Origin of the sequence: Streptomyces broussonetiae (assembly GCF_009796285.1) — a bacterium.
Lineage (GTDB): Bacteria > Actinomycetota > Actinomycetes > Streptomycetales > Streptomycetaceae > Streptomyces > Streptomyces broussonetiae.
In genome coordinates, this window is sequence record NZ_CP047020.1 from 9,619,736 (window position 1) to 9,645,058 (window position 25,323).

Sequence of the window (25,323 nt, forward strand, 5' to 3'; positions counted from 1 at the left end):
AGGAGTCCTTGCAACTCTCGGACCGAGCCACTGACTTGCTGCACATCGCCGACCAGGACTGTCTTCTGTTGCGATCAAGCCCCGGGTGTGGATGCCGGTCCGATAGGACCGTGGTGTGACGCGTGTGGGTGCGCCGTCCGTGCGGAGTTCGGTTCGCGGGCCAGGTCAGGCCTCCGGACCTGTTCAACCGGGACTTCACCGCTGACGCGCCGAACCTGATGTACATGGGCGACGTGATGTAGCTGCCGGTCGGCGACGGCGAGCATCTCTATCTCGCGACGGTCCTGGACTGCTTCTCCCGCCGGATCGTGGGCTGGTCGATCGCCGATCACATGCGCACCGACCTGATCGCCGACGTGCTGACGATGGCCGCCTCCACCCGCGGCACCCTGGGCGGCGCCATCTTCCACAGCGACCATGGAGCGTAGGTCCCGCCAATTCGTTACCTTGTGCGCCGAGTTGGGCGTCACTCAGTCCATGGGTGCTGCCGGCACCAGGGCGGACAACGCCGCCTGCGAGTCCTTCCACGCCTCCCTGACACGCGAGACGCTCCAAGGCGCCCGCCGCTTCGGCGGCCCCGGCGCCTGCCGGCGCCGCGTCTTCAGATGGCTGACGCACTACAACACCAGACGCCGTCACTCGGCGAACGAGCAGCTCAGCCCCGTCGCCTACGAGCAGCGATCAGCTACCCTGACACTCGCCGCACAACCATACGAACTGGTGTCCACTTTCCGGGTGGGCGACCCGGGCGACCGATTCCGGGTGTGCCGCGACGGTAGGCTGACCGCGGTGAGCACGCGGAACAACACGCTGCCACCCGACGTCCCCATTCAGGCTCAGCTCCACCTGTTCACCGCTCACTACGCGCCAGAGCGGTGAGAACCGCGTGCTCACGCACCAACGTGTACCTGAGCCGCCCAGAGCATCGGCGATTTCGGATACTGAGCGCGCAGCTTCCGGACCGCCCTGTGAAGCGCGTACGGCGCGCGGGCGGTCTCGGGCGCCGTGGTGCCGCCGTTGGTGAGCCGGTGGTAGAAGTCGATGGCGAGATCCGCCTCTACCTGGTCGTCCACAGCCCACAGTGTCCCGATGACCTGACGGAATCCCGCCAGCTGGAAGGCCCCGGTGATGTGCACGGCTTCGTCGGCCAGTCTGGACGGGGTGACCGTCGTGTCACACGCCGAGAGGAAGGCCAGCTCGGCTGAGAGTTGCAGTCGGCTTATGTCTGCGACCGTCAGGGGGTCGGTCACGTAATCGGTGAGGATGAGCCGGCTCTCACTGGGGCGTGCGATGTCGGCGTAACCGTGGCAGGCGAAGTGGGCGATCCGATGGTTCGGCAACGCGCTGAGGACGGCACCCCGCGTGGGAGAAGCGAGCACACGCGCGTCCGGAAGCACTGCGGACAGCGACTGCACCTCCCGTGTGACTCCGCGGAGTGGGGCTCCTGGTACGTCGGGAACCGGGACGATCACCGTCGAGGAATCAGAGTGCGCCACCGGCATCGCGCTGTTCCGTTCAAGCGAGCGCAGCGTAGTGGTGTACGACGAGACGACCCGGTCGAGCACCGAGCTTCCTCCGGTGACGGCCCCGGCCCGCGAGTAGTCGCCCGCGGCATGGAACGGAAGCGGCGCCATGCCCCCTACCGGGCACCACCAGACGCGTGGCTTGCGGTCGTCGTCCTGAGGCGTGGCGACATGGCCGAGCCGGGTGAGTACGGGGTTGGTGACGGTGTGCCACAACCAGGTCAGGACCGTGAGGATCTCCTGTTGGGCAGCGATACGGTCAAGGGGATCGTGCTGGTTGTCGGCAGCCAGCAGCCGTGCGTCGATCAGCCGATTGACCTGCTCGTACGCACGTTCTTGAGTGAGGCCCTCCAAGGGCACCACAAGGACCGGTTGTCCTGGATCGCCCGTGGCGACTAGTGCGTCGCACCGCGCGCTGCTCGTCGTGATGAAGACCACCACGCCGTCTTCGGGAACGTTCTGCGACAGTTGCTCGATCCCCGGCCTGAGATAGGTGTGGAAGCCAGGCAGCGCCCGTGCCTGCGCCACAAGACGTTGCCATTCTTCGTAGGCCTGTTGCCGTTCGATCGCGACCTGCTGGGCAATGCCGTGATCCCGACGTCGGCCAGGAGAGACGTCGTCCGTGGCCTGGGCGGACTGAGCGCTGTCCAGGTTGTCCAGGAGGAATCGGAGCTGGTCCAGACGTCGGGCCAGATCGGGCGCGTGTTTCCGCAGCCTGACGTGGTCCGGCCCCCGCACGCCGACGGTGTCGGCGGCCAGGGTCCCGCGGGTGCGCTCCAGAAGCTCGATCGCCCTGACCGGATCACCGGCGTGCAGGGCTACCGCAACGGCGTCACCGGAGATGCTGCTGTTCAGCTGAGCCAGTCGGAACTGGCGGTCATCGCGTTGCAGAGTGCCCGGAGCCAGCATCTCCAGCAGGTCCACCGCCCGTTCGATCCATTGCAGCGCCTCGGCCGGACGGCCGGCGTCAATGGTCAGCAGGGAGAGTTCCCGATACGCCAGGATTCGGTTCAGTGTCGAGGCCGCGGCCTGCTCCGCGACCTCGCGGTAACAGGCACGGGCCTCCTCGAGGAGATCGACGGAACGACTCTCCTCGGCCCGGAACTTGAGCGCTCCGGCAAGGTCGTACACATACGACGTCCGCAGGGGATGATCGCCGGGCGTGCTCCGCACCGCTGCGTTGAGTGCGTCAGACGCCGCCACCAGGAGCGTCCGGTCCCGAGTCGCTTCGAAGAGCTGGACCAGTCGCTGACCCAGCATTCCGAGTCGGCGTGCCTGATCGGGGTGGTCGGGCGGTGTGGCCCGTGACGCCGCACGGGCCACGCTGACGGCTTCCCGTAGCGTGCCGAGATCCCCTTCCTCCCCGTACAGCTCGCCGAGGAGGCCACTCAGGTTGTACAGGTAGAGGCCGTGGCTCGCCTGTCCGTCCGTGGCCACTACGACGTCGCGTGTCAGCTCGACGGCTTCCGCGAGCGCACCGCGGTGACGAGTCCGCGTGTGGAGCGATCGCAGGCTGAGAGCGAGGTTGTTCTTCGACCCGTGGTGATCGGCGTGGCCGGGCGGGGTTGCGGCGACCGCCAGCCTGCCGACCTCCACCGCCTCCTCCAAGGAGGCCATGTCACCGCTGCGTCGATAGCGCGTGCGTAACGTGTTGTTCAGGGTATCGAGGAACACCCCGTGGTCGGTCTGGTCCGGTGACCCCTGAGCCACCGCTCTTCTGGCCGTGTCCACCGCCTCTTCGAGCGCGTCCAGTGATCCGGTGCGTTCGGCAAGGGCGTTCAACGAGACGCTCAGGTTGACGAGAAAGGTGGGCTCTCGGTGTCTCCGGACGCCATCGGCCACCGCTTGACGGCCGCACTCCACGGCCTCCTGGATCTCGCTGAGCTCACCGGTGCGTTCGAAGGACATGTGCAACGCGATTCCCAGATCGTCGAGGGCGGTGGCACGAAGCGACTCGTTGTGGGCTGTGGTCACTGCCTCGCGGCCGCAGGCCACCGCCTCTCGCAGAGCGCTGTCGTCACCGGTCCGCTTGCCGAGTTCCTGCAACGTGACACCCAGCGACAGGAGTGCCTCCGTTCTCTGTGGCGCCTCGGCCGGCGCCGCCGCCACCGCCTTACGCGCATAGTGAGCGGACCTGCGCAACGCGTCGAGATCTCCGGTTCGCTCGAAGTCACACCGCAGCGCGATCGCCAGGTTGTTCAGGAAACCACCGTTCGCGGGGCCCGGATGCTCCGGGAGTTGCCGTGCCGCCCGCTCTCCGATTTCCACGGCCTTCTCAAGGTCGGCGGCGTGACCTGTCCGTTCGTAGAGCTTGCGGAGCACATTGACGTGGTCCCCCACGAACGCAATACGAGCCGGGTGGTCGCGAGGGACCTCGGACGTCGCGGTACCGGCGACGGAGACCGCCTGTTCGAGATCGTGAACGTCCCCCGTCTCCTCGTACAGCTTCTGCAGTGCCACGGCGTAGTTCCCCAGCAACAGTCCCCGCCTGGGATCACCTGGCGCCAGGAATCCGATCGCCTTGCGTAGGAGTCCCATCCCGGACATGAGGTCCTGTTGCCGCCCGGACTCGTCGTATGCCGTCAGCAAGCCCATCGCAGTGGAATAGAGTTCCTGCAAGTTCTCCTGACGGTCCATCACCGTGACCTACATCTCCTGAAGTTCGCTGCCGCAGGAACTGATGCGCCGACCACGTTCGATGCTACGAGCCCTCCGACTGGGCGGTGTAGCTTTTAGCGGGACATCCGTTGCATGAGCGCCCCGAGCGATGCACCGGGGCTGCCGGGAGGGGAACAGCATGGGGCACCCCGTATGGGAGCGCGTAGCGGTCCTGTGTGCGCAACTGAGCGACAGGCCGCAGCTGAGGCGGATCATCGAGGACGGCGGCGGCGGAGCCGAGCTGGCCTCCCTGCTCGAAGCGATAGGTTCCGCGGACGACCCTCGGCCCGAGCGGATCGCCGACCTCGTCGATGAGATCGAACGGGTACTGCGCAGCGTGGGGCTCGGCAGTCTGAGCACGCGGTCCTTCCTCACTCCTACCGCGGAGTCCACCTTGCCGCCCGGCATGACCGCGAGGCCCACCACCGTCGGATGGACGTGCCCCTTGGCGCGCTGTCCCCGCGTCGTGCTGCCGGAGGAGACCGCCGGATCTCCCGCCTGCGTCGCTGGCGACAGCCGGATGAGGCCGTACAGGATTCACCCACGGTGACGAGTCTCTTCGCGGCGTTGGGCTCGAAGGCCGCCGATCGTTGGGTGCAGGTGTTGCTGCTACCGGGCCTCTTTTTCACGGCCGCCATGGCCGTCGGGCTGCTGTCGGGGCAGCGCAGAGCGCTGAGTCCTCCGTACCTCGCGGCAGAACTGAACGATCTCACCACGCGGTCGACGGCCCACTCGGCTCTTGTCGGCGTGTTGGTCGCCGTCGGAGTGTCGCTGGCATCTGCAGCCGCGGGGCTGCTCGCTGACGCTCTTGGATCGGCTGTCCAGATGTTTTGGACGTGGCCATCCCATCAGCCTCCCGCGAGGTGGCTGTTGCGAAGGCGCAGGAAGCGGTGGCAGAAGGCAGCGGACCGTTTGAGGGCAGCGATCCGGGCCAGTGCCCTGCCGCCCGGCGAGACCGCCGGGGAATCACGTCACGAGGGCAGGATCGCCCTCCTCCGAAGGCGCCTTCATCGCATCGGACCGGCATGGCCGACCTGCACGACCCGGATCGCGGAGCGCTTCGGCGCGACGGCCCGGCGAACGGAGGAGCTGTATGGCCTCAGTGACCTGCACCTGGTCTGGCCACGCCTCCACGCCGTCCTTCCGGAGCAGCTCCAGGCCACTATCGCGTCGGCCCGAGCCGACTATGCCGCGAGCGCTCGCCTCGCCGGGTGGGGCGTGATGTATGCCGCCGCCGCCTCGCTGTGGTGGCCTGCAGCCATCGTCGCCTCAGCCGCGTTCCTCGCGTGCCGTATCCGAGCGAAGCCGACCGCGGACCGTCTCGCCGACGTAGTGGACACCGCGGTCGACCTGCATCTGGGGGACCTTGCCGAGAAGCTCGGGGCGGAACGCCCGGACGACGTCAGACTGCTGGGCACTCGCATCCTGGAACGGCTCAGACCGACGCCTTAACCCCCAGATCACTGGGCAGTAACGGCGTGAGCTGTCGGGTGCCTAATGGGTGGAAGCCTGTTCGTGCCTTGACGCTCGTCGAGACGCAGCCGACACCCAGGCCGCGGAACGGCGTTCATGCCGACGCAACCGGGCGTTCTGGCCCGCTCGCTCAGTCTCGATCGACGAACGAGGCGATTCGTGCCTTTGCAGCTCAGGGCGTGTTGCGACGGTTGCGAACCCAACTCTGCTGCAGCGGAGGGGCCTACGCCCGAGGCACGATCCCCAGGACGACCTTTCCTTTCGTGGTGTTCAGCTCCTGCAAGAAAGCCTTGGAGATGTCCCCGCCGGGAAGCTCTCCCTCCGCGTCCATCCTGACCAAGATCGCCATCATCAGGTCGTTGTCCGGGACCGAAGCAAGAGTCCGAGACACGGTGAGCCCGGCACCTGCGGTGTCGTGCCCCAAGTTGTTCTGTACGTAGTCGGCAATCGCCTGAACCTCATCGGGCCGGGGTGCCTCACCGTTGTGGATCACTATGATCTTGTACACCTTCATCGCATACAACTTTCTGTGGCCATAAGGGCGAGCAGGTCCACAGTATCGTGATGGCCTTGCTACTCGTGGTTCCCAATTGACCTCAATTCCAGGGCTGTTGGTGACGGCTCCTGGAAGCAGCCGCGAGTGGCATGGGGACAGTGCCGCGGCAGATCGGACACTTCGCGCCACTGGGAGGGCTCGGGGTCGGCGGCATGCGGCGGGATACTGGGCTGGCCAGTCTGATGGGCGCTTCGCCGCGGGCAGACAGGTGCACCCGCATCCAACTGAGTGGGCTTGTGCTCGCTCACGGCGACCAGCCCGGCATGTCCACGGTCGGCGACCAGCCGGATCACCCGAAAGGATGATCATTCCGGGCTGGGAATCTCAACTGTGCTTCCGGGGTTGGTAGTTGGTGTGGTGGGTGGGGTGTGAGTTGGGGTGGTGGTGGCTTTCCGAGAGTGCGGAACGTGAGCTCTTGTCCGTTTCGTAGTTGAGGTTGGGGAAGGAATGCTGGTCCCGGGGCGGGGCTGGTCCTCAGGCGCCGGGGCGGGCGAACAAGCCGGGTTCGGGTTCGATGAGGATGCCGCGGCTGACTAGGCGTTTCAGTTTGGAGCGGATGCCTTCGGTGTTCTCCGGGAGGATCGGCAGGTCGAGGGCCTGGCAGAGGTCGCGGGCGCGCATCGGCCGGCCCGCGTCGGTCAGGGCGGTGAGGATCTGCTGGTAGGCGGGGTGGTCCGGGACGTCAGGGCGCTCCGGCTCAGCGGCGGGTGAGGGCATGGGGAGGGCGAGGAGGGTCTTGCGGGTGATGCGCAGGTTCTCGTTCTCCGCGTCGGCCTCGCGGAGCTGTCGGGTGAGTTCTTCGATGCGGGCCCGGAACTGCACGGCCTGGCAGGCCAGTTCGCGCTCGCGGGCCTCGATGTGTTCCAGGATGGCTGTGACCTGTGAGTTCTCGCTCATGCGGTCCTCCAGGAGGCGAGGGGGGCTCCGGTGGGGCGGCGGCTCATGACGGAGGTCATCGCCCGCAGGACACGGGAGCGGGAGGAGGCGGGCCGGTGTTCGTAGTCGCGTACGAGGCGGCGGTAGAACATCAGGATCCCGTTCGTCTGCTCCACGATCCACCGCCGGGACTGCGGAACGAAGCCCTTGTCGGTCGGGTTGCGTTCGACGAACTCGACGTGGATGCCCACGTTCGTGCCGTGCTCGACCACCTTCTTCTTGAAGCCCTGGTCGACCAGCGCCTTCTTCACCGTGCCGCTCTGCCCGGCGACCTGGTCCAGCAGTGCGATGCCGGCGGTGTTCTCATGTGCGGACGCCGCGAGCACGACGACCGCGACGACGAGCCCCAACACGTCCACGGCCAGGCATCTCTTCCTGCCCGGCACCTTCTTCGCGGGATCCCGGCCCGTCGTCGTGACCGGGACTCCGACGGCGGCGTGGATGCTCTGCGTGTCCAGGACTACCAGGCTCGGGTCGGCTAATCGTTTCCGCGTCTCCCGCAGCTGCCAGCGCAGCAGGTCGTGGATGTCCTGGTCGGTGCCCTCGTCGCGCCAGAGGTAGAAGTAGTACTTCACCGCTCCGGGCGGGGGATGTGATCCACAACTTCAACACGGACGGCTTCGACTCGCTGTACCCGAAGTATAAGGGCGGCCGGCCGAAGACCTTCACGCTGCCCGAGCGGCGCGAGATCAAGAAGCTCGCGAAGTCGAAGCCGACCGGGCGCGACCTGCCGTTCTCCGCCTGGAGCCTGACCAAGCTGGCGGACTTTCTGTTGCCGAGGGGGTGGTCGACGACATCAGCCACGAGGGCCTGCGCATCTCGCTCCGCGAGGAAGGCGTCTCCTTTCAACGCCTGAAGACCTGGAAGACCTCCCGTGATCCGGACTACGAGGCCAAGAAGGCCCGGGTCGAGCACCTCTGCTCGATCGCTGACGGCGAGGTCATACCGGAGGACGGCGAGCCCGAAGTGGCCTTCTGCATGGACGAGTTCGGGCCGCTCAACCTGATGCCGCACCCCGGCCGTCAGTGGGCAGAACGCGGGAGCATGCACAAGGACCCCGACCGGGAACCGCGCCGCAGGTGGAGGGCCGCCTACAACCGCTACGGCGGTGCGCGCCACCTCTTCGCCGCCCTGGACCTGGCCCGGGACAAGCTCTACGGCCACATCAGGCCAATCAAGAAGCGCACCCAGTTCCTGGAGTTCTGCCGCTGCCTGCGCACCCTCTACCCGGCCCAGGTCCGGATCGAGATCGTCTGTGACAACTGTGAGGATCATGGAGTGCTGCCGGGGGCGGTAAGCCTGCCCCGTGTGACAACTGGCCTCAGTTGCCTTGGAGTAGAACTGTCGGCTTCCCGTCTCCGTGCAGCACTTGCCGGCATCGGCCCGGTGGACGTGTCCCGATAGGGGCTTTGCGGGAACAAAGCACCGTCACAGTTCTGACCGCCCACCGGACCGGCGTTGGCCACCAGCCCCAGTCCGACCGTCCGTCGCCCAGCGTGGGTTTCCACGGTGGGCTGGTCACACCGTTCGGGCAGGTCAGGGTGCTGGCCTGCCAGTCGATGCGAAAGTCCTTCTTCGTGAGGCCGGGGCGCTCGGCGGCCTTCGGAACGTCACGGACCGGCCCAAGGAGCGTGATGTCCCACCTCTCGGCGGAGTGATGGATGCTGTCAGGCGTGCTGTAGCTGCCGTCCACGACATGATCGAGGGGGCGGAACCCCTGCGCGGTGACGCCTTGGTGGATGCGGTCCAGGGCGTCGATGTCCTGTTCCGTGGCCGGCCGGGTGACCACCTGGACGATCACGTTCGGTCCGGTGTCGTCGCATGTCTCGCTCTGGTGGTCGCGGTCGCCGATCCAGTCGGGCTGCCCGGCGGCGGTGATCTTCTGGCTGTAGCGGCTTCGGGATCGTGCGGAGTAGCCATCTCCGGACTCGACCACGGCACTTGTGCAGTGGCCGGATCGGTCCTGTCGTCGGCGGAGGTCTTGCCGGTATTGCGTTGTTCGGTCTTCCGTCGACGGGCCCGGTCGCGAGTGGACTTCGGCCCCCGCGAGCCCAGTTGGCCTTCCGCGTCATACCAGTACTGCTGAACCCATACCTGCCGCAGGACCTGCACGGCCGGCAGGTCCCGCAGCGGGGGTGGCGCGTCGTCGCGGTGGATGGCCTGAGAACCCATCTTTGAACCTCGCGGAGCGGTGGAGCGTCTGGGGCGATGATGACGTCCCGCCGAATGCGTCGAGTCGTGTAGCCGGGCTCCGGGCCGGGATGAGGGTAACTTCTGAGCCGGTTGCGCGATCCGGCACGGCGGGGTTGCGCGCCCTTCTTGTGGCGGGTGGGCGCACATACGCCTCACCCATCAATCTCAAAGCCCGTTGACTCACCGGCATATAGGAGCATGCTGACTCAACTGCGATCATCCAATGGAGTGACGGGCGAATGGGTGAATACCACTCCGGGGATGAGGCGGATAGTCACTGATCCGTGACTGTCTGTATCCGAAATCGCAAGGGGTCGCACATGTCAATGATTCAGACCGGCAAGGTCGACCTGTCGTCGGACCAGCCCATCGCGACGCAGGGCGGGAACACCTCCACGTTCACCCGTGTCACCTTCCCCACCCCGTTCCCCAATGGGTCCCAGGTGATCGTGCTCGCGCAGACGCAGACGTTCAACGGCCCGGAGACGCCCGGCATCCGCCTGGCCGACGTCAACAACGAAGGATTCCTGATCCGCTTCAACGAGGTCAACGTCAACGCCAACGTCCGCAGCGACGGCCTCCACACCAGCGAGACCGTCGGGTGGCTGGCCACCACGGTCTGACAGCACGACCTGCCGCCTCCGGCGCCGGGAGATATCGAGGTCTGAGGCGGCCAGGTGCTGAACTGATTTTCATTAGGGAGACATGCTCAATGACCTGCCCCGTGTTCAGGGAGCAGTCACTGGCAGCGGAGCCGCCCACGCTCCGCGAGGTAACCGGGGTCAAGCGGCTCGAAGTGCAGCCTCTGGACGGGGCACTGCGGCATCGGGGTAGATGGGTTGCCGGGTGAGCCGGCGGGTCATCAGGGTGATGGCCGCGAGGGTGAGCATCGCCTCGGAGTGCTGCGGCAAGGTCTCGTAGTCCCGCGCGTTCCGGCGGGCGTGAAGCAGCCACGCGAGTGACCTCTCCACGACCCACCTGCGCGGCAGAACCACGAATCCCTTGGCGTCCTTGGGTCGGCTCACCGTCTTGATGGTCAGGTGGAGGAAGGACTTGGCCCAGTCGACGAGCGTGCCGGCGTAGGCCAGGTCGGCCCAGACGATGGTGATCTCGGGATGCATCAGCCGCAGTCGGAAGAGGACTTCGCGTGCCGCCTGACTGTCGTGCATATCGGCCGGGGTGACCATCACGAACAGCTGTAGGCCCTTGGTGTCCACGACAATATGTCGCTTCCTGCCCGGGATCTTCTTCCCCGCGTCACACCCGGACGTGGAGCGCGGGACGGTGGCGGCGACCTTGACGGACTGGGAGTCGATCACCACGGCCACCGGGTGCGGGGACGTCCCCATGGTCCGCCGGATGCGGCGGCGCAGCTGGTCGCGGATGAGGTTGAAGACCCCGGCCGCGGACCAGCGGGCGAAGAACCCGAACATCGTCTTGAAGGGCGGGTAGTCCTGCGGCAGCGCGCTCCACTTGCATCCTGTGTCGACGAGGTAGCGCAGGGCGTCGACGATCTCGCGTCGGGGATGTGTCTCCGGGCGGCCGCCGCGCGGGGTCTGGCAGGCCGGCACCGGCAGCAGCGGCTCGATGAGAGCCCACTCAAGATCGGTTGTGTCCGAGGGGTAGCGGCGCCGCCGCATCGCAGTCTGCCTCCCCCGTTTTGTCAGGCGATCAGGTCGAGGGTGGACTCGACGGAGTTGAGCTGGGCGACGATGTGGCGCAGGCGTTTGTCGTCCGGGTCCAGGGCGGCGTGCGGGGCGATGGTGCCGGTGATCAGGCGGCGGACCTCGGTGAGCAGCACGTGCACCCGGGCCGTCTCGTAGGCCTCCAGGTCATCGGGGTCGGCGGTGAACTGGTATCCGTCCGCGCGGGTGTAGATCACCGGTGGCCACCCCTTCTGTGTGATGGTGTCGCGCATCATCGCCAGCCCCGAGCCCACCTGGCCGCGGGTGAGTTCGGTGGCCCGCATCAGCTGGGGCATGTGGAGCCCGGCCGGACGGGCCTGCATGAGCACCCGCCAGATCACTTCCGCGTGATCGCGTGCCGCATCGCCCCGGCGCTGGGACCGGGGCACGGCTACTCGCCTCGCATCAGTTTCGCCAGTTCCTCATCCACATCGACCTCGCCCGTGTCCACGGCCGTGATGATCCACTCACAGGTGGCCCGTACCCGGTCGACCTTGCGGTGCACTGTTTCGCGCTCGTCCTCGGACAACCGCCGCTCCCGCAGCGCCGGCACGATCCGGCCCGTGGCCGCGACGAACCGCTGACAGGCCCCGACCAGGTCCAAGAACTCCAGCGCATGATTGATCCGCCGCACCTCGGGTTCGAACGGGCCCACCGAGCCGGTGAGTTGCTACCCGTCCGCCTCACGTAGCAGCCGTGCCTGCTCGACTTGGACGTGGTTGACCTGATGCCGAGCCGTGTTGTCGGTCATGGCCTTGAAGGCGACCGAGGGGCGTCGCAGAAGATCGGTCGCCACCTGGGCTGCGACCTGCTCGTCGGCGACCAGGTCGTGCACGGCCTCGATCTTCTCCTGCACCGTCTCGGGGCCCGGCCCGTGGTAGCCCACCCTCTGCCGGGCCGTCTCCGGAGTCCACCGCCGCTTGCCTGTCCGCACGTCCAGCGGCGGGTTCTTGATCGCCGCCCAGCGCTCCTCGGGATCCGAGATGGCGGCGAGGATCTGGTGGGTGCTGAAGGCCACCCCTGGGCACCGGTGCCGCTCGGGCCACCGGCTGGCCACCCACCGGTACTCCTTGATCGTGTTGTAAGGAACGTCGATGTCCTCCGACAGCCGGTGCAGCCACGCGGAGACCCCGAACAGGTCATCCCCCACGGACCGGCCGCCGTGCTCCTGCATCGGGACCACTTCCAGCGCGCCGTCGCCGATGATGAACGAACTCTTCGACAACTTCTCGGCCGCCTCGCGCAGTCGCTCCACGATCTGCTCGTACCGGCCCAAGCTGACGTTGCCGACCTTCTCGGTACTCGGCATCGCGCCCACCCCCTGCCAGGCCGGAGCACGGCCACGTGGCCGTAATAGGGAACTCCGGCCCGCCCGGTACTGGGCAGAATCCGCACGCCGTCCCACACCCGAAAGGCGTGCCACCACGGCGCGTGGAGCACCGGAAAGCTCTCCGTAAAGCCCTCTGCCGTACCGCTGAGACTCCACTGCTTGGAGGGCCCGATGCGCATCAAGCCGTCCAACGAGGCGCGAGAACGAGATCGTCAGAGGTTCAAAGATGGGTTCTGAAGGATGTGCGTACCGTCGGCACCGACCTGCAGGACATAAGCGATCAACGCCTCCCGGCCGCGCGGCAGCCGGTCGTAGCGGACGGCCCACCGCGGCGTGATGAGGCCGGCCAGCCACTCCTCCGCCTGCACTGCGAGTTGCTCCAGCGCGCAGCGCAAGGTCTCGGCGACCAGTTCGCCGCGGTTGAGCCTGCGGACCGCGGCGAGCATGTGGGTGGAGCCGGCGCGCGGACGGCCGCGGCGTTTGAGCAGGCCGGCGGTCACGAGACGGCCGACCATCACCGCAAGGAGCCCATCGGCACGGTCCCCGTCGGCCATCCTGCCGCCTTTCCCCGAGTCGGGTTGTCCGCGGTGATCCGCCGGATCAGGGTGTGGTCCCGCGCCATCCGTCCGGGCGCGTGATGGCGTCCATGAGCAGGTCGAGCAGCCGCTCGGCCTGCTCGCGTTGGTGGGCGGCCCCGGCTGCGAGGGTGACTCCCGCCAGGCTCATGAGGATGTCGGGTGAGGGTACGTCCTCCCGGATCACCCCCTGGCTGATCCCGGCGAGACGGAACTCTTCGACGGCGCGGGTCAGTTGCTCGCGTGTCTGCGAACTCAGTTGCTCGTCGTTTTGCAGGAGGGTCTTGAGCGTGTCGGCCATGCCGTGCTTGGCGGCGAGGTAGTCCAGCACCTGGGACATCCACGTCCGCAGGGCCCGGTCGGCCGGCAGTTGGCGCAGGAGGTCCGGGGTTCGGGCGGCCAGCCGGGCCGTCTCGTATCGGTAGGTGGCGTCGACGAGCTGCTCGCGGGTCGGGAAGCGGCGGTACAAGGTGGCGATCCCGACGCCCGCGTCCTTCGCGATCTGCTTCAGGGTCGCGGCGGCGCCGTCCCGGGCGAAGGCCAGGGCGGCTGCGGCGAGCAGTTTGTCCTCGTTGGCCTGTGCGTCGGCCCGGATCGGCCGGCCGGACGGATCAGGCATGGGGTTCTTCCTCTCGGCTTGCCATGCGGAGTCGGCTCCGCTTAACGTGGCGGACAAACGGAGCCGACTCCGGTTACTTGGGGACCGTAGCAGGCTGCTGTCGGCCGTTCCACCGCACCGCCGCACTCGCAGAAGGGCCACCGCGCCATGCAGTACCGCATGCTGGGAAGTACGGGAGTCCAGGTCAGCTCGCTGTGCCTGGGAGCGATGATGTTCGGGCAGTGGGGGAACGCCGATCACGACGACTCGATCGGCATCATCCGCACGGCACTCGACGCGGGCGTCAACATCATCGACACGGCCGACGTGTATTCGGGCGGCGAGTCCGAGAGTATCGTCGGGAAGGCGATCGCCGCACGGCGCGACGACGTCGTCCTGGCGACCAAGGTGTCGAGCCCCATGGGTCCAGGCCTCAACGAGCGCGGTGCCTCGCGGCGCTGGATCATCCGGGCCTGCGAGAACAGCCTGCGCCGCCTGGGCACCGATCACATCGACCTGTACCAGGTGCACCGGCCCGATGCCGCGACCGACCTCGACGAGACCCTGGGCGCGCTCTCCGATCTCGTCCGCGCAGGCAAGATCCTCTATGCGGGGTCCTCCACATTCGCCCCCTCTACGATCGTGCAGGCGCAGTGGACCGCCGAGCGACGACAGCGCGAGCGCTTCGTCTGCGAACAGCCGCCCTACTCCCTCCTGGCCCGGGGCATCGAGGCCGACGTGCTGCCCACCTGCGAGACGTACCGGATGGGGGTGCTCGCCTGGAGCCCGCTGGCCGGGGGCTGGCTGTCCGGCCTGTGGCGCCGCGACGCGGCCGACCTGTCCAGCCACCGCACCCGGACCATGCCCTTCCGCACCACCCTCTCCCACTACGACCTGGATATACCGGCCAACCAGGTCAAGCTCGACGCCGCAACCGAACTCGCCGGCATCGCCGACGAAGCAGGTCTGACGTTGATCCAGCTGGCACTGGCGTTCGTCACCACGCACCCCGCAGTGACCGCGGCGATCATCGGCCCCCGCACCGCCGAGCATCTGAACGACCAGCTGAGCGCCGCGGACGTCACCCTGGAGCCCGCCGTGCTGGACCGCATCGACCACATCGTGGCGCCCGGCACCAACCTCAACCCCGGCGACGCCGGCTACAGCGCCGACGTCCTGGCCGACCCGAAGCGCCGCCGCCGCGCCGCCGTTCAGCGCGACAGCCCCGAAGAGTGACACGGCCAAGAGGGGCGTACGCCTGTGCGCCCGGGCTCGGAGAGCAGCCGGGTGCAGGGGTGGGGGAGCATCTGCTCAGCTGCTGCTCGTCCGTGGGGGGTCGTCATGAGTGTGTTGGGTCGTGCCGTTCCGCTGGTGGTGCTGTCCTGCCTTGCGCTGGCGGCGTGTTCATCTTCTGGAACGCATTCCGGTGGCGTGCCCCGGGCGAAGAGGTGCTCGAGCTTCGTCCGGCGCTCTGCGTAGGGCAGGGCGACGAGTTCGGTTCCCTCGGCCTCCAGGAGGTCGAACATGGAAGCGTGCGGGTTCGCAGAATCCTGGTGTTCGAATGGACGGAACCCGCACGCGGTCGCTTCTTGGACTCCGACCATCACGCTTCGGCACCACCGGAACAGGCGCACGAACGCGAGACGCTGGTGGCGAACGACGCGCGCAGCGAAGCGTTGGTTTTCCGGGAGGAGAACCAGGGAGCCTGCTCCTGGGACGTACTGCTCAAAGATCTCGACCGGGCTGATCCGGGGGTCCATGTGCTACTGGACCTGGCCGACCGGCAGGCCCAGCGGTGGGAGCCGTGGATGGAACGCCTGTCTTGGATGGCTGTCGAGTGGTGCTGGCGGAGTCTCTGTACGCACCGCAACACCTGAGCGACTTCCTGTACGAGCCCGACCCCGGATACACGCGGATTCTCGAAGAGAGCTGTGAGTATCTGCCGTTCCGGCCTATCCAGCCAGGGTTTCGAGGGCCAACTCCTCCTCGAGGCGAGCGACGGCAAAGCCGGCCGGCTCGAGAAGGCAGCCGACACCGCCCGCGCCCGCTTCGGACCGACGCCCTCTTCCTGGCCTCCTTGGCCCGCTCCGCTTGAACTGCCCGCTTCCCGCGAGCATCACTGCACGGCATCCCGGGCAAGCCCCGCGTCCCTACGGTGCGGTGGTGCGGAACGCCAAAGCGTTCAACAAGCCGTCGCCGAGACCCCCGCAGAACCGGCACGCCGGGGCGTCACCCTCACTCCCGCGACGGTGGAGGACACCATCGAGCGCAACGTCCAAGTCGTGGCCGGCCACCTCGGCATCCAGGTGCGATCATCCTGGCGGTACTTCGACGCCTCCGCGCTCGCCGACAGTCTCGCCCAGAGCGTGCGGGCATTCGAAGACAGCAGCCCCGACGAGGAAGTCGGGCAAGCGCCCCTGCCGCCGCGGAACACCCCGAGCTTGCCCTGATCCTGGCGGGCGTGCCGGATGCGCTTGCCCAAACCGGCGGAGACCTGTACGCCGTCATCCTCAACGTCGCCGTCAACGCATGGATGGCCGGCCACCTCACCTCTCGCAGCAAGATCGAGCGTACTCACCGAAGGCTGAGTAGCAACCAGCCCAGATCAGCCGAAGAACGCATCGTGAGGGGGGCAGTACGCCATCCTGAGTGCTATGCAAAGCATCGAGACGGTTCAGCGTCGGCTTGCGGCTCGGGAAGCATCGTTGGCCAAAGCCCGAGAGTGGCTGGCAGGCAGCAGGCCAGGGACCCCGGCCCACCGACGTGCCAGTTTGGACGTAGAGCAGTTGGAGCGTGCGGTGCGTAGCCGGCAGGCCCACTTGACTGTGCTCGCTGCTGCGGCAGACGGCCAACCGAGGGCGAGGACACGCTCAGCGCTCAGACATCGGTGAGAAGGCTGTCCCGTCGCAGAGGATCTGGTCCGCGGAACCGGCTCAGACCTGGAGCGACCAGATCAAGTGAGACTCGGAGGCGCCAGGAATTTCAGGTGATCCGGTCCGAGGGCGGATGCCCGTGGCGTCTCAGCTGATCTGGTCCAGCGGAGGCGTTTCGAACTGACACCACGCCTGGTCGGTCGACCGATTTGGTGCCCGCCGGTCGCAGGATGGCCGCGCAGATCGTGCGCGAGGGGATATCGACGTCGATGCCAGCTCTACACACCGAGCGTGCCGGCGCGACGGTGGTCGGCCGGTGGCACGGTTGCTGCGGCCGCGCAGGCCCTGCGGGTCGTGGGGCTGCTGCGGGCTCGTCCCCGTGGGGGCAGCTAAGAGGTCGCACGGATAGGCGTGCGGTCATGGTCGGCGATTCGGGCGTTCGTCCCAGCGGTGAGTGGTCCATGCACGCCGGATCAGGCTTCGCATGGTGATGATCGTGTCGGCGAGGTCGAAGAAGGCGTGGATGACGGTGGTGGGCCGCTCGTAGCAGCGGGCGAGCCGCTGGAAAGCGTTGTGCCATGCGGGGGTGCGCTCGACGTGCCACCGCCGACTCGCCTTGATCGGCACCTTCTCGCCCTTGTGCGCGATGCGGCCGTGCAAACGCCGTTCGTGGAGCAGCGTGCGGGTCCTGTCCGAGCCGTAGCCGGCGTCCGGGTGCACGGTGACGTCCTCGGGCAGCGGGCCCAGGCCGTTCAGACGGTCCAGAGTCGGGGCGAGCAGCGGAGAGTTTGTGGCGGTTGGCGCCGGCCAGGACACGACCCAGGGGAATGTCGTATCCGACCGTCATGCCCGAGCGTTTCAGGCCCTGTTTGCCGCGGTCGACCGGGGAGCGCCCGGCCACCTCGCCGCCTCCGGGAGCCTTGGTGACGGAGCCGTCGACTGCGATCTGGTCGAGGACGAGACCGACGATCCGGTCGTAGGAGTCCAGCGCGATCTGCTTGAGCCGGGCGAAGACGCCCTGTCGTATCCACTCGTCGCGGCGGCTGCGGATCGTGGTGGCCGAGCACGTCGTGTCGGCGATCGCCTCGTAAGAACAGCCGAAGCGCAGCAACTGCAGCAGCTTGTTGAAGACGACCCGGTCGCTGATGCGCCGGCGGTGGCAGCCGAGCGGATGGTCCGGGTCGAACTCCGGCCGCTCGGGCAGCAGGACCGCGAATTGATCCCAGAGGGGTTCGGTCAGCCATGAGGGCAGCGCGAGCACAGGTCTTCCCAGTGATCACAGAGCGTCGCAACTCTATGGCTTGTGGTTCGAGACCACGTCGTAGGCCAGGTTGCGGGCTGACGCCTTACGGCCTTTGCACAGGCAGTGGTTGAAGCGTGGGCCATCGAGTGAGCATGGCTCCCTTGACGGCCGCGTCGCGTTGTCCCAGGCCGTTGAGCTCACTGCCGTCAGTGGTCATCTGGCTGACGATTCCGAGACGGTGAACGAGTCGCTGCCGGGCCGTTGCCGTGCCCCATTTCGAGTCCCGGTTCGGGATCTCCTGGTGCGAAGGCCGTGATGGCCTCGACAAGGTCGGCCGGGGCTTCCAGCGGGATCAGGTGACCGGTGTGCGGGACCACCACGAAGTCGGCCTGGGAGAGGTAGGGCACCAGGTTGTCCCGGAGCACGTCGACGGGTTCGACCTGATCGTTCTCTCCGGCGACGACGAGGGCGGGAACGCTGACCATGCGCGTGTGCTCGGTGATGTCCTGCGCGATGCCGCGCAGCGGCCACTCGGTGCGGGCGGCGTCGGTGACGGTCCGCGAATCGGTCACGATCTGCGCCTTGACCGATGCGGGCAGCTCGGTGGCGGTGAGGATGTGGTCCCGCGCCCCGGTTACGGAATCGGCGGAGTCGTAAGCGTGCGACAGGGCTTCCTGGTACTCGGGGGTGATCTGTGCGGCGGGCTTCGCCGGGCCGGAGCCGACGAGGACGATGCCACGCAGGCCGACGGGCCGGATGGCCGCCACCAGCTGTGCGACCTTGCCCCCCATCGAATGCCCCACCAGGACATAGTCGGTGACCCCCGCGTCAGCGAGCACGGCGAGCGTGTCGTCGGCGAGCTGACCGAGCGTGTAGGGGCCGGGCAGAGCGCTCGACCGGCTCCACCCGCGGAAGTCGACCGTGAGCACGTCACGGCCCGCGAGGCGGTCGACGACGAGGTCCCAGGTACGGGCGGAACCACCCCAGTAGTGCAGGAACACCAAGGTCGGTCCGGTCCCCGGCCGGTGGTCGTAAACGGGCAGAAGCGTCTGCTGCGTCATGCTCATGGTGGCTCTTCTTCCAATCAGTCTTCTGAGCGATTGCCCTGTGAGTTCATTGAAACTTCTGCACCCGGACGGGGCATCGGCGTGATTGGTCGCCCGATAGTGAAAACTGGACACGTGACCATGATTCGGCAGATGACCTACCAGCCCGCAGGGCGCCGCGCCGCCGCGGTCGAGACCATGACGTTCGACCGCCTTCGCGAGCTGAACGACGGAGGCACCCAGCGCGCCGACTTCCACGTCCTCGCCGTCATCGACGCCGGACACGGCTCGGTCACAGTGGACTTCCTCCACCACCCGCTCACCGGGCGGTCCGCGGTGTGGATTCCACCCGGAGCGGTGCACCGGTGGGACGACATCGGCGATGTGGCGGGGCACCTCGTATTGTTCGTGCCGACAGCGCCGGTCACCCACGCCACCCGGCAGCTCGTCGCCTCCCCGGACCTGGCCGCGCACTGGAGCATCCCCGACGCCGACTGGCTGTTCGTCGACACCGCGCGCAACCATCTCCTCCTCGAAGCATCCGCCCCACCCGAGGACTTCTCCACGGAGCTGCCCGAAATCCTGCTTTCCGCGCTCATCGCCCGGCTGCGGCCCTCGCACGCCGAAGCACGGTTCACACATCCGGTGTTCCGGTTGTTCCGCTCCAGCGTCGAGACGCACTTCCGTAACCACCACGACGCCAGCTACTACGCCCGCGCTCTGGGATACGCGCCCCGCACCCTCTCACGAGCGGTGCAGCAGGCCACAGGCCGCACCGCGAAGGCATACATCGTCGACCGGATCATCCTGGAAGCCAAACGGCTCCTCGCGCACGACCGCCTCACCGCAGCCCGCTGCGCTGCCACGCTCGGCTTCCCCGACGCATCCAACTTCTCGGTGTTCTTCTACAAGGCGACAGGCATGCGCCCAGGCGCATGGAAGGCGGCGGCAGCCGTCGAGTGAGGAGGTGCACTCAAGAAGGGCACTCACATCCATAATCACGGAGTGTCACAACCCGTGATCGCCGGAACTCCGTACTCGCCTCACTGCATCGGCGCGCCTATCTGCGCCACCTCCAAGTTTTTCGCGGATTCTCGCCGAGGATGTCGAAAGCGCCGGGCGTGCTTCTACCTACCCGTGAGAGCCCCGCCCGGGGGCGGCACGACGCACGAGGAGCAGGACCATGAAGTACATGCTGCTGATGCAGTTCAGCGAGAAGAACGTCGACTTCCCCAAGCTCGACGAGTGGAAGCCCGAGGAGATCCAGGCCCACATCCAGTTCATGAAGCAGACCAATGCCGGCCTCGCCGCCGCCGGCGAGCTGGTCGACGCCCAGGGCCTGGCCATGCCGGAGACCGCCCGGATCGTGCGCTCCCACAGCGGCGGCGCGCCGGTCGTTACCGAGGGCCCGTTCCCGGAGTCCAAGGAGTGGGTGGCCGGCTGGTGGATCGTGGACTGCGACACCGAGCAGCGGGCGATCGAGATCGCCGCTGCCGTCTCCGCCGCCCCCGGCCCGGGCGGGCGGCCGCTCAACATGCCGATCGAGGTGCGCCAGATCATGGCGGCCCCGCCCACCGAGCTGTGAACATCCCTGTATGACGACTTTCGAACCAACCGTCGACGACTTGCTGCGCACGCTCGCGCCGCAGGTCGCCGGCGTGCTCACCCGCCGCTGGGGGGACTTCGCCGCAGCCGAGGACGCTGTCCAGGAGGCCTTGCTGGCCGCCGCCATGCAGTGGCCGGCCGAGGGTGTGCCGCGCAACCCGCGCGGCTGGCTGGTTCAGGTCGCCAGCCGCCGGATGACCGAGCAGGTCCGCAGCGAGCAGGCCCGCCGTCGGCGCGAGGAGCTGGTGGCCGGTCAGGTCCCGGCCGACCGGCGCTCCGCCCCCGGGGCCGACACCGGGGACGAGAGCGCGCACGACGACACCCTCGCGCTGCTGTTCCTGTGCTGCCACCCCGTGCTGTCGCCGGCCTCGGCGATCGCGCTCACCCTTCGCTCGGTCGGCGGGCTGACCACCGGCGAGATCGCCGCGGCGTTCCTCGTCCCCGAGGCGACCATGGGCCAGCGGATCAGCCGGGCCAAGCAGCGGATCAAAGCCTCCGGGGTGCCGTTCCGGATGCCGGACAGCGCCGCGTGGCCGGCCCGGCTGGACGCGGTGCTGCACGTCCTCTACCTGATCTTCAACGAGGGCTACGCCAGCAGCACCGGCCCCGAGCTGCGGCGCGTCGAACTCTCCCGGGAGGCGATCCGCCTGACCCGGTCCGTCCACACGCTGCTGCCCGACAACGCCGAGGTGGCCGGTCTGCTCGCGCTGATGCTGCTCACCGAGGCGCGCGGGCCCGCCCGTACCGGCCCGGACGGCGAACTCGTCCCGCTCGCCGAGCAGGACCGCAGCCGCTGGGACACCGTCGCGATCGCCGAGGGCGTCGCGCTGATCACCGCCGCCCTGCCGCGCGGCCCGGTCGGCCCGTACCAGGTGCAGGCCGCGATCGCGGCCGTCCACGACGAGGCGCCGACCGCCGCCGAGACCGACTGGCCGCAGATCCTCGCCCTGTACGGGGTGCTCACCCGTATCTCCGACAATCCGCTGATCACCCTGAACCGTGCGGTCGCCACCGCCATGGTGGATGGCCCCGCCGCCGGCCTCGCCCTGCTCGCCGACCCGCCGCCCGCGCTCGCAGGCCACCACCGGCTGTACGCGGTCCGCGCCCACCTGCACCAGCTCGCCGGGGACCGGGAGGCTGCCATGGCCGACTACCGCGCCGCCGCCCGCCGCACCGCCAGCCTCCCGGAGCGGCACCACCTCAGCCTGTGCGCCGCCCGACTGGCCACGCGAGCGGGAAGGTGAGCCACCAGTCAAAGCTGTGTTGGGTGAGGCAGGACAGCTACGGACGCCGGCGTTCCAAGTTGCCTGAGATCGCAAGCGAATCGCACCACGCCACCTGAGACAGGGACCAAATCTCTGGAGACGGGACAGATGGCTCAGCCTTCGTCGCGACAGGTCAACGGTGTCCTGTGCCACCGATTCCTCATGCCGTTTGTCAAGCGGCGAGGGCGGTGGGCGGTGTGTGTTCGTAGCGCCGTCCATCCCTCAGAAGCGCCCAGAGGACGTTGACTCGGCGGCGGGCAAGGGAGAGGACGGCCTGGGTGTGGCGCCTCCCCTCGGCGCGTTTGCGGTCATAGAACAGGCGGGACTCCTCGCACCGTCGGATGCTGAACAGAGCCGAGGTGTAGAAGACGTGCTGGAGCCTGTGGTTGTGCCGCTGAGGGCGCCGCGGGTTGCCGCTGATCTTTCCGGAGTCCCGGGGCGCGGGGGAGACACCGCCGAAGCCGGCGAGCCGGTCGGGAGTACCTAAAATAGCCATGTCGCCGCCGGTGGCGGCTAGGAACTCGGCACCGAGGATGACGTCCAGGCCCGGCATGCTAGTGATCACTTCGAAGTCGTGGTGGTCGCGAAACCGAGCCTGGATGAGCTTGTCGAGTTCGGCGACCTGCTGGCTGAGGCCCATCACCTCCGCCGCCAGCGTGTGGACCATCCCGGCAGTGAGCCTTTCGCCCGGCAGGCTCGTGTGCTGGCGCTCGGCGGCCTGGAAGGCGGTCTCGGCCAGTTGGTCGGCGCGGTGCACCTTGCGATTGCGCAGCCACGTTTCCAGCCTCTTGCGGCCGATCCGGCGGAGGGCGGCTGGCGTCCGATAGCCGGTCAGCAAGATGAGCGGGCCGGTGTTGCTGAGATCGAGCGCGCGCTCCAGGCCAGGGAACATGCCGGTGAGTTGGGCCCGGAGCCGGTTGACGGTTCGGGTGCGGTCGGCGACCAGGTCCGTACGACGACTGGTGAGGATCTTCAGATCGGTGACAGTCTCGTCGCTGGCCCGTAAGGGATGCAGGTCGCGGCGGATGCGGGCCTGGTCGGCAATGGCGGCGGCGTCCTTGGCGTCGGTCTTGCCTTCGCCGCGACAGCCTTCGGACGCGCGATGGCTGGCCCGGCCGGAGATGTAGAGCACCGGTTGGGCGTGGTCGAGGAGGATCGCGATGGCTGGGGTCTGTCCGGCGGATCATGGCCCGCGGCAGGTGAGGCCGGGCAGTGATCCACCGGACGCGACTGGGAAGCGGGCGTCATGCCATGGAGAACTTGGCGACGTACTCGTCGAAGGGCTCGATGCCGACTTCTGCACGGAGTTCGTCCATGCGCTCGGGCTCTTCGCAGGGCCACGGAACCGGTGACCCGTCCTTCACACCGGCGATCTGAGTGCCGTAGACCTGCTTGCGGCCCTCATTGACCAGCGTGCGGTCGTGCAGAAAGGCCAGCTCGCGGGGGCTGGCCGAGCCCACCGACACTGCCCGCTGCATCAGCTGGAGGGCGCGACGCTGCACGTCGAGCTGCCGGTCGGCGTGCTGAGCGATCAGCCATGCCGCGCGTGCGGCCTCCTCGCCGACCAGTTCCGCCGTTGGCCAGCCGTATTCCTCCATGATCTCGTCAAGCCGGTCACCGTGCCGGGCGGTCAGCCGTCGCCACGCCAGCTGCTCGTCAGGGTCGTCGCTGTTCGCGCGGAATGCGGACTGGTGATCGGCCGCAGCCATGTCCGCGAGTTCCACCGCCAGCGCGGCAACGTCGTGCGCCACTCTCAACTCCCAGGTCAGAACCGTGCTTTGTGTCCGCCCGCAAGGCTAGAGGTGTAAAACGGACGTAAAGATCATTCCGGAGAACGGTGACAGGCGCCTCGCCGCACCGGGATAATGGATTTACCCCGGAGCCAGAGCCGGATCGCTGTGACGGTCACGGTGCCTTGGAAGACATAGGCACGCTTGTCGAACCTCGTGGCCACGGCCCGGAAGCTCTTGAGGGCGTCGATCGTCCGCTCGACTTCGTTTCTGCGCTTGCAGATCGTGTGGTCGAAGCCGGTGGGCCGTCCGCCCTTGCTGCCGCGGCGTTGGCGGTTGACCCGCTGGTTCTTCGGCTCGGGCATGGTGTGCTTGATCTGCCGTCATCGCAGGTAGCGGCGGTCACGCCGGGAGGAATAGGCCTTGTCGCCGCCGAGGTGGTCAGGTCCGGTGTGGGGGCGTCCGCCGCTGAGCCGGCCGACATGTATGTGTTCCATGACGGGGATGAGTTGCGGGGCGTCGCCCCACTATCCCGGACTGATCAGCAGGGCCAGAGGACGGCACCCGCCTTTCTGGCGAGGTGAATCTTGCAAGTGAGGCCACCCCGGGAACGTCCGAGCCCCTCATCGGGGCGGTGCTGCCGGGGCGTGAGTCTTTTCCCGCTGGCATGGTTCCCCCAAGGGCGTGCCGATCGCCCGACTTCTGCGTGGAGTTGGGCGTCACTCGGTCCATGGGCGCCGTCGGCACGAGTGCGGACAACGTCGCCTGCGAGAGCTTCCATGCCTCGCTGAAGCGGGAACCCCTCCAAGGCGCACGACGCTACGACGGCCCCGCCGACTGCCGCCACCAGGTCTTTCGCCGGCTGACCCGCTACAACACCAGGCGCCGCCACTCAGCGAACGGACAGCTCAGCTCCGTCGCTTGCGAGCACCACCACGAGCAACAGTCGCCTACCATGACACTCGCCGCATAAACACATGAAACGTGTCCACTTTCGCGGGTGAGGGACCACCTGTCCGCGTACTCTCCGATGCGGCCAGCTCGGAACGAATGAACGTCCCCGGCTTGTGGGTTGGCGGGGCGGGAGGCCATGCTCCTTGTGGTCTGGACATGAGAGGACCGATGATCGGGCTCATGGTCATGACCCGTGGCTCCCTCGAGGCTGTCCCTCTGGGAACACTTTTCCGCGGCTCTCGGCTGCTGAGGTGCAATCCCTGCGATGTGCAGCCCTGGTCGTCGAAGCGGCAAGGACCAGAGAAGCCGAGCCGACGTGGCTGTGGGAACCAACCCATCGGTGTTCCCCGGCGCAGGGCCGGGGGCCTCCGTGATCCTTCTCGCAGGGACCACCGAGCAGGCCGAGCGGGGCGATCAGCTGGAATTCCTGCTGGATGTGGCCTGGACGGACCACGCTGAGCTGTCGGTCAGCGCGGCAGTGAGCGTGGCCTGTTGGTGCGACACTGGCCACGCGACCCATGATGTCGATGCGCTCCACCTGATCATCAACGGCGAGACATCGCTGAGTCAGGCATTCCAGGCCGGCGTCGACCGGTTGGTGGGTTGGCTGGCAGACCCTCGTGATGCGGATTACTGGCGATTCCGGGCCGGTCTCCCCGCCCGCTAGGACAGGGGCCCGCGTTCCTGGGTCAGGCGGCGTTGGTGTCCCGTTCGATGGCCTTGAGGCGGTTCTTGAGTCGGTAGCTGGGGCCGGTGATCGCGACGACGTCGCAGTGGTGCAGGAGCCGGTCGAGGATCGCGGTGGCGAGGACTTCGTCACCGAAAGTAGCTGTTCAGTGCGGCCTCGACGGGCGCCGGCACCGCGATGGGGGAGTGGAGGAGCTGGTCCCAGTCGCCTCGGCGCCAGTCCAGTGCGCCGTCCGGCGCGGCGATCTGCTGGGCGAACACCTTCCGGGCCGACCACAGTCACGCGCACGTCGCCGGTCTTGGGGATCTCAGCCTGGAACAGGTGGGCTGTCACCTGCATGGAGTCGTCGAAGGTGTCTGGGTCGACGCGCTGGGCCCAGATCGCGCCGGTGT

22 protein-coding genes and 8 pseudogenes are annotated in these 25,323 nt (G+C 67.7%); 13 read left to right on the forward strand and 17 right to left on the reverse strand.

Going from position 1 to position 25,323, the window contains the following annotated elements; all coding sequences use genetic code 11:
- Positions 1 to 173: 173 nt before the first annotated feature.
- Positions 174 to 705, forward strand: a pseudogene (locus GQF42_RS46755) (IS3 family transposase); the annotation flags it as partial.
- A 185-nt stretch (positions 706 to 890) separates the two neighbouring features.
- On the opposite strand, the gene GQF42_RS44075 reads toward GQF42_RS46755, so the two are convergent.
- Positions 891 to 4,160 carry a CHAT domain-containing protein gene (locus GQF42_RS44075; protein ID WP_158929447.1) on the reverse strand — a complete coding sequence of 1,090 codons (3,270 nt, stop codon included), beginning with the start codon at positions 4,158 to 4,160 and terminating at the stop codon, positions 891 to 893.
- A 160-nt stretch (positions 4,161 to 4,320) separates the two neighbouring features.
- Between GQF42_RS44075 and GQF42_RS44080 the strand changes: the two genes are divergently transcribed.
- Together GQF42_RS44080 and GQF42_RS44085 are read left to right on the forward strand one after the other, a co-directional pair.
- On the forward strand, positions 4,321 to 4,731 hold the full coding sequence (locus GQF42_RS44080; protein ID WP_158929449.1) for a hypothetical protein: 411 nt from the start codon (positions 4,321 to 4,323) through the stop codon (positions 4,729 to 4,731).
- Positions 4,728 to 5,633, forward strand: coding sequence for a hypothetical protein (locus tag GQF42_RS44085; protein ID WP_158929451.1), 906 nt, complete (start codon positions 4,728 to 4,730; stop codon positions 5,631 to 5,633). Before GQF42_RS44080 ends, GQF42_RS44085 begins: the two co-directional genes overlap by 4 nt.
- Positions 5,634 to 5,877: 244 nt before the next feature.
- Here the strand turns inward: GQF42_RS44085 and GQF42_RS44090 are convergent, their stop codons facing one another.
- From GQF42_RS44090 to GQF42_RS44100, 3 genes and pseudogenes are all read right to left on the reverse strand, one after another.
- Positions 5,878 to 6,168: a hypothetical protein gene (locus tag GQF42_RS44090; RefSeq protein ID WP_158929453.1), complete on the reverse strand. Its 291-nt coding sequence runs from the start codon at positions 6,166 to 6,168 to the stop codon at positions 5,878 to 5,880.
- A gap of 516 nt (positions 6,169 to 6,684) precedes the next feature.
- Positions 6,685 to 7,107 (reverse strand): hypothetical protein, encoded by a 423-nt coding sequence (locus GQF42_RS44095; RefSeq protein WP_158929455.1) that lies wholly within the window; start codon positions 7,105 to 7,107, stop codon positions 6,685 to 6,687.
- Positions 7,104 to 7,736: pseudogene (locus GQF42_RS44100) on the reverse strand (transposase); the annotation flags it as partial. The gene GQF42_RS44095 and the pseudogene GQF42_RS44100, both read right to left, overlap by 4 nt.
- Between GQF42_RS44100 and GQF42_RS46760 the strand changes: the two are divergent.
- Positions 7,709 to 8,421 (forward strand): annotated as a pseudogene (locus GQF42_RS46760) (helix-turn-helix domain-containing protein); the annotation flags it as partial. The pseudogenes GQF42_RS44100 and GQF42_RS46760 overlap by 28 nt on opposite strands.
- Before the next feature lie 46 nt (positions 8,422 to 8,467).
- Here the strand turns inward: GQF42_RS46760 and GQF42_RS44110 are convergent.
- Entirely contained in the window at positions 8,468 to 9,082 is a 615-nt protein-coding gene (locus GQF42_RS44110) for a hypothetical protein (RefSeq protein ID WP_158929457.1), read from the reverse strand.
- A 577-nt stretch (positions 9,083 to 9,659) separates the two neighbouring features.
- Between GQF42_RS44110 and GQF42_RS44115 the strand changes: the two genes are divergently transcribed.
- Positions 9,660 to 9,962: a gp53-like domain-containing protein gene (locus GQF42_RS44115; RefSeq protein WP_158929459.1), complete on the forward strand. Its 303-nt coding sequence runs from the start codon at positions 9,660 to 9,662 to the stop codon at positions 9,960 to 9,962.
- 159 nt (positions 9,963 to 10,121) lie between these two features.
- Here the strand turns inward: GQF42_RS44115 and GQF42_RS44120 are convergent, their stop codons facing one another.
- The 5 genes and pseudogenes from GQF42_RS44120 to GQF42_RS44140 all read right to left on the reverse strand — a co-directional run bounded on the left by GQF42_RS44120 (position 10,122) and on the right by GQF42_RS44140 (position 13,548).
- Complete coding sequence (locus tag GQF42_RS44120; protein WP_158929461.1) at positions 10,122 to 10,979, reverse strand: IS5 family transposase; 858 nt, start codon at positions 10,977 to 10,979, stop codon at positions 10,122 to 10,124.
- A 23-nt stretch (positions 10,980 to 11,002) separates the two neighbouring features.
- The gene (locus GQF42_RS44125; RefSeq protein WP_199273002.1) at positions 11,003 to 11,413 is read right to left on the reverse strand and encodes a RacP protein; all 411 of its coding nucleotides are present in this window, start codon (positions 11,411 to 11,413) and stop codon (positions 11,003 to 11,005) included.
- Positions 11,414 to 11,415: 2 nt separating this feature from the next.
- Positions 11,416 to 12,333 (reverse strand): annotated as a pseudogene (locus GQF42_RS44130) (DUF6192 family protein).
- 233 nt (positions 12,334 to 12,566) lie between these two features.
- On the reverse strand, positions 12,567 to 12,908 hold the full coding sequence (locus tag GQF42_RS44135) for a hypothetical protein (RefSeq protein WP_158929463.1): 342 nt from the start codon (positions 12,906 to 12,908) through the stop codon (positions 12,567 to 12,569).
- Positions 12,909 to 12,954: 46 nt separating this feature from the next.
- Positions 12,955 to 13,548 carry a TetR/AcrR family transcriptional regulator gene (locus tag GQF42_RS44140; RefSeq protein ID WP_158929465.1) on the reverse strand — a complete coding sequence of 198 codons (594 nt, stop codon included), beginning with the start codon at positions 13,546 to 13,548 and terminating at the stop codon, positions 12,955 to 12,957.
- 147 nt (positions 13,549 to 13,695) lie between these two features.
- Between GQF42_RS44140 and GQF42_RS44145 the strand changes: the two genes are divergently transcribed.
- The 3 genes from GQF42_RS44145 (at position 13,696) to GQF42_RS46765 (ending at position 15,977) form a co-directional block, all read left to right on the forward strand.
- The gene (locus GQF42_RS44145; RefSeq protein WP_158929467.1) at positions 13,696 to 14,763 is read left to right on the forward strand and encodes an aldo/keto reductase; all 1,068 of its coding nucleotides are present in this window, start codon (positions 13,696 to 13,698) and stop codon (positions 14,761 to 14,763) included.
- A 164-nt stretch (positions 14,764 to 14,927) separates the two neighbouring features.
- Entirely contained in the window at positions 14,928 to 15,404 is a 477-nt protein-coding gene (locus tag GQF42_RS44150) for a hypothetical protein (protein WP_158929469.1), read from the forward strand.
- 372 nt (positions 15,405 to 15,776) lie between these two features.
- Positions 15,777 to 15,977, forward strand: a complete 201-nt coding sequence (locus GQF42_RS46765) for a hypothetical protein (protein WP_233273716.1) — start codon at positions 15,777 to 15,779, stop codon at positions 15,975 to 15,977.
- 840 nt (positions 15,978 to 16,817) lie between these two features.
- Here GQF42_RS46765 and GQF42_RS44160 read toward each other — a convergent pair.
- Positions 16,818 to 17,661: pseudogene (locus tag GQF42_RS44160) on the reverse strand (IS5 family transposase).
- A gap of 188 nt (positions 17,662 to 17,849) precedes the next feature.
- Positions 17,850 to 18,710, reverse strand: coding sequence for an alpha/beta fold hydrolase (locus GQF42_RS44165; RefSeq protein ID WP_233273717.1), 861 nt, complete (start codon positions 18,708 to 18,710; stop codon positions 17,850 to 17,852).
- Positions 18,711 to 18,824: 114 nt separating this feature from the next.
- Between GQF42_RS44165 and GQF42_RS44170 the strand changes: the two genes are divergently transcribed.
- From GQF42_RS44170 to GQF42_RS44180, 3 genes are all read left to right on the forward strand, one after another.
- The gene (locus GQF42_RS44170; RefSeq protein WP_199273003.1) at positions 18,825 to 19,652 is read left to right on the forward strand and encodes a helix-turn-helix domain-containing protein; all 828 of its coding nucleotides are present in this window, start codon (positions 18,825 to 18,827) and stop codon (positions 19,650 to 19,652) included.
- A 220-nt stretch (positions 19,653 to 19,872) separates the two neighbouring features.
- Positions 19,873 to 20,274: a YciI family protein gene (locus tag GQF42_RS44175; protein ID WP_158929471.1), complete on the forward strand. Its 402-nt coding sequence runs from the start codon at positions 19,873 to 19,875 to the stop codon at positions 20,272 to 20,274.
- Between the two features lie 10 nt (positions 20,275 to 20,284).
- Positions 20,285 to 21,538, forward strand: a complete 1,254-nt coding sequence (locus GQF42_RS44180) for an RNA polymerase sigma factor (RefSeq protein WP_158929473.1) — start codon at positions 20,285 to 20,287, stop codon at positions 21,536 to 21,538.
- Between the two features lie 193 nt (positions 21,539 to 21,731).
- Here GQF42_RS44180 and GQF42_RS44185 read toward each other — a convergent pair.
- The 3 genes and pseudogenes from GQF42_RS44185 to GQF42_RS47940 all read right to left on the reverse strand — a co-directional run.
- Positions 21,732 to 22,736: pseudogene (locus tag GQF42_RS44185) on the reverse strand (IS110 family RNA-guided transposase); the annotation flags it as partial.
- Between the two features lie 67 nt (positions 22,737 to 22,803).
- Entirely contained in the window at positions 22,804 to 23,310 is a 507-nt protein-coding gene (locus GQF42_RS44190) for a DUF6624 domain-containing protein (RefSeq protein WP_158929475.1), read from the reverse strand.
- A gap of 71 nt (positions 23,311 to 23,381) precedes the next feature.
- A pseudogene (locus GQF42_RS47940) lies at positions 23,382 to 23,935 on the reverse strand (IS5 family transposase); the annotation flags it as partial.
- Between the two features lie 21 nt (positions 23,936 to 23,956).
- Here GQF42_RS47940 and GQF42_RS44200 point away from each other — a divergent pair.
- Positions 23,957 to 24,262 carry an integrase core domain-containing protein gene (locus GQF42_RS44200; protein WP_375994027.1) on the forward strand — a complete coding sequence of 102 codons (306 nt, stop codon included), beginning with the start codon at positions 23,957 to 23,959 and terminating at the stop codon, positions 24,260 to 24,262.
- Positions 24,263 to 24,613: 351 nt separating this feature from the next.
- On the forward strand, positions 24,614 to 24,910 hold the full coding sequence (locus tag GQF42_RS44205; RefSeq protein WP_158929479.1) for a hypothetical protein: 297 nt from the start codon (positions 24,614 to 24,616) through the stop codon (positions 24,908 to 24,910).
- Positions 24,911 to 24,932: 22 nt separating this feature from the next.
- Here the strand turns inward: GQF42_RS44205 and GQF42_RS44210 are convergent.
- A pseudogene (locus tag GQF42_RS44210) lies at positions 24,933 to 25,067 on the reverse strand (ATP-binding protein); the annotation flags it as partial.
- On the reverse strand, positions 25,060 to 25,191 hold the full coding sequence (locus tag GQF42_RS47095; protein ID WP_267906169.1) for a hypothetical protein: 132 nt from the start codon (positions 25,189 to 25,191) through the stop codon (positions 25,060 to 25,062). The pseudogene GQF42_RS44210 and the gene GQF42_RS47095, both read right to left, overlap by 8 nt.
- Positions 25,192 to 25,323: the final 132 nt, after the last annotated feature.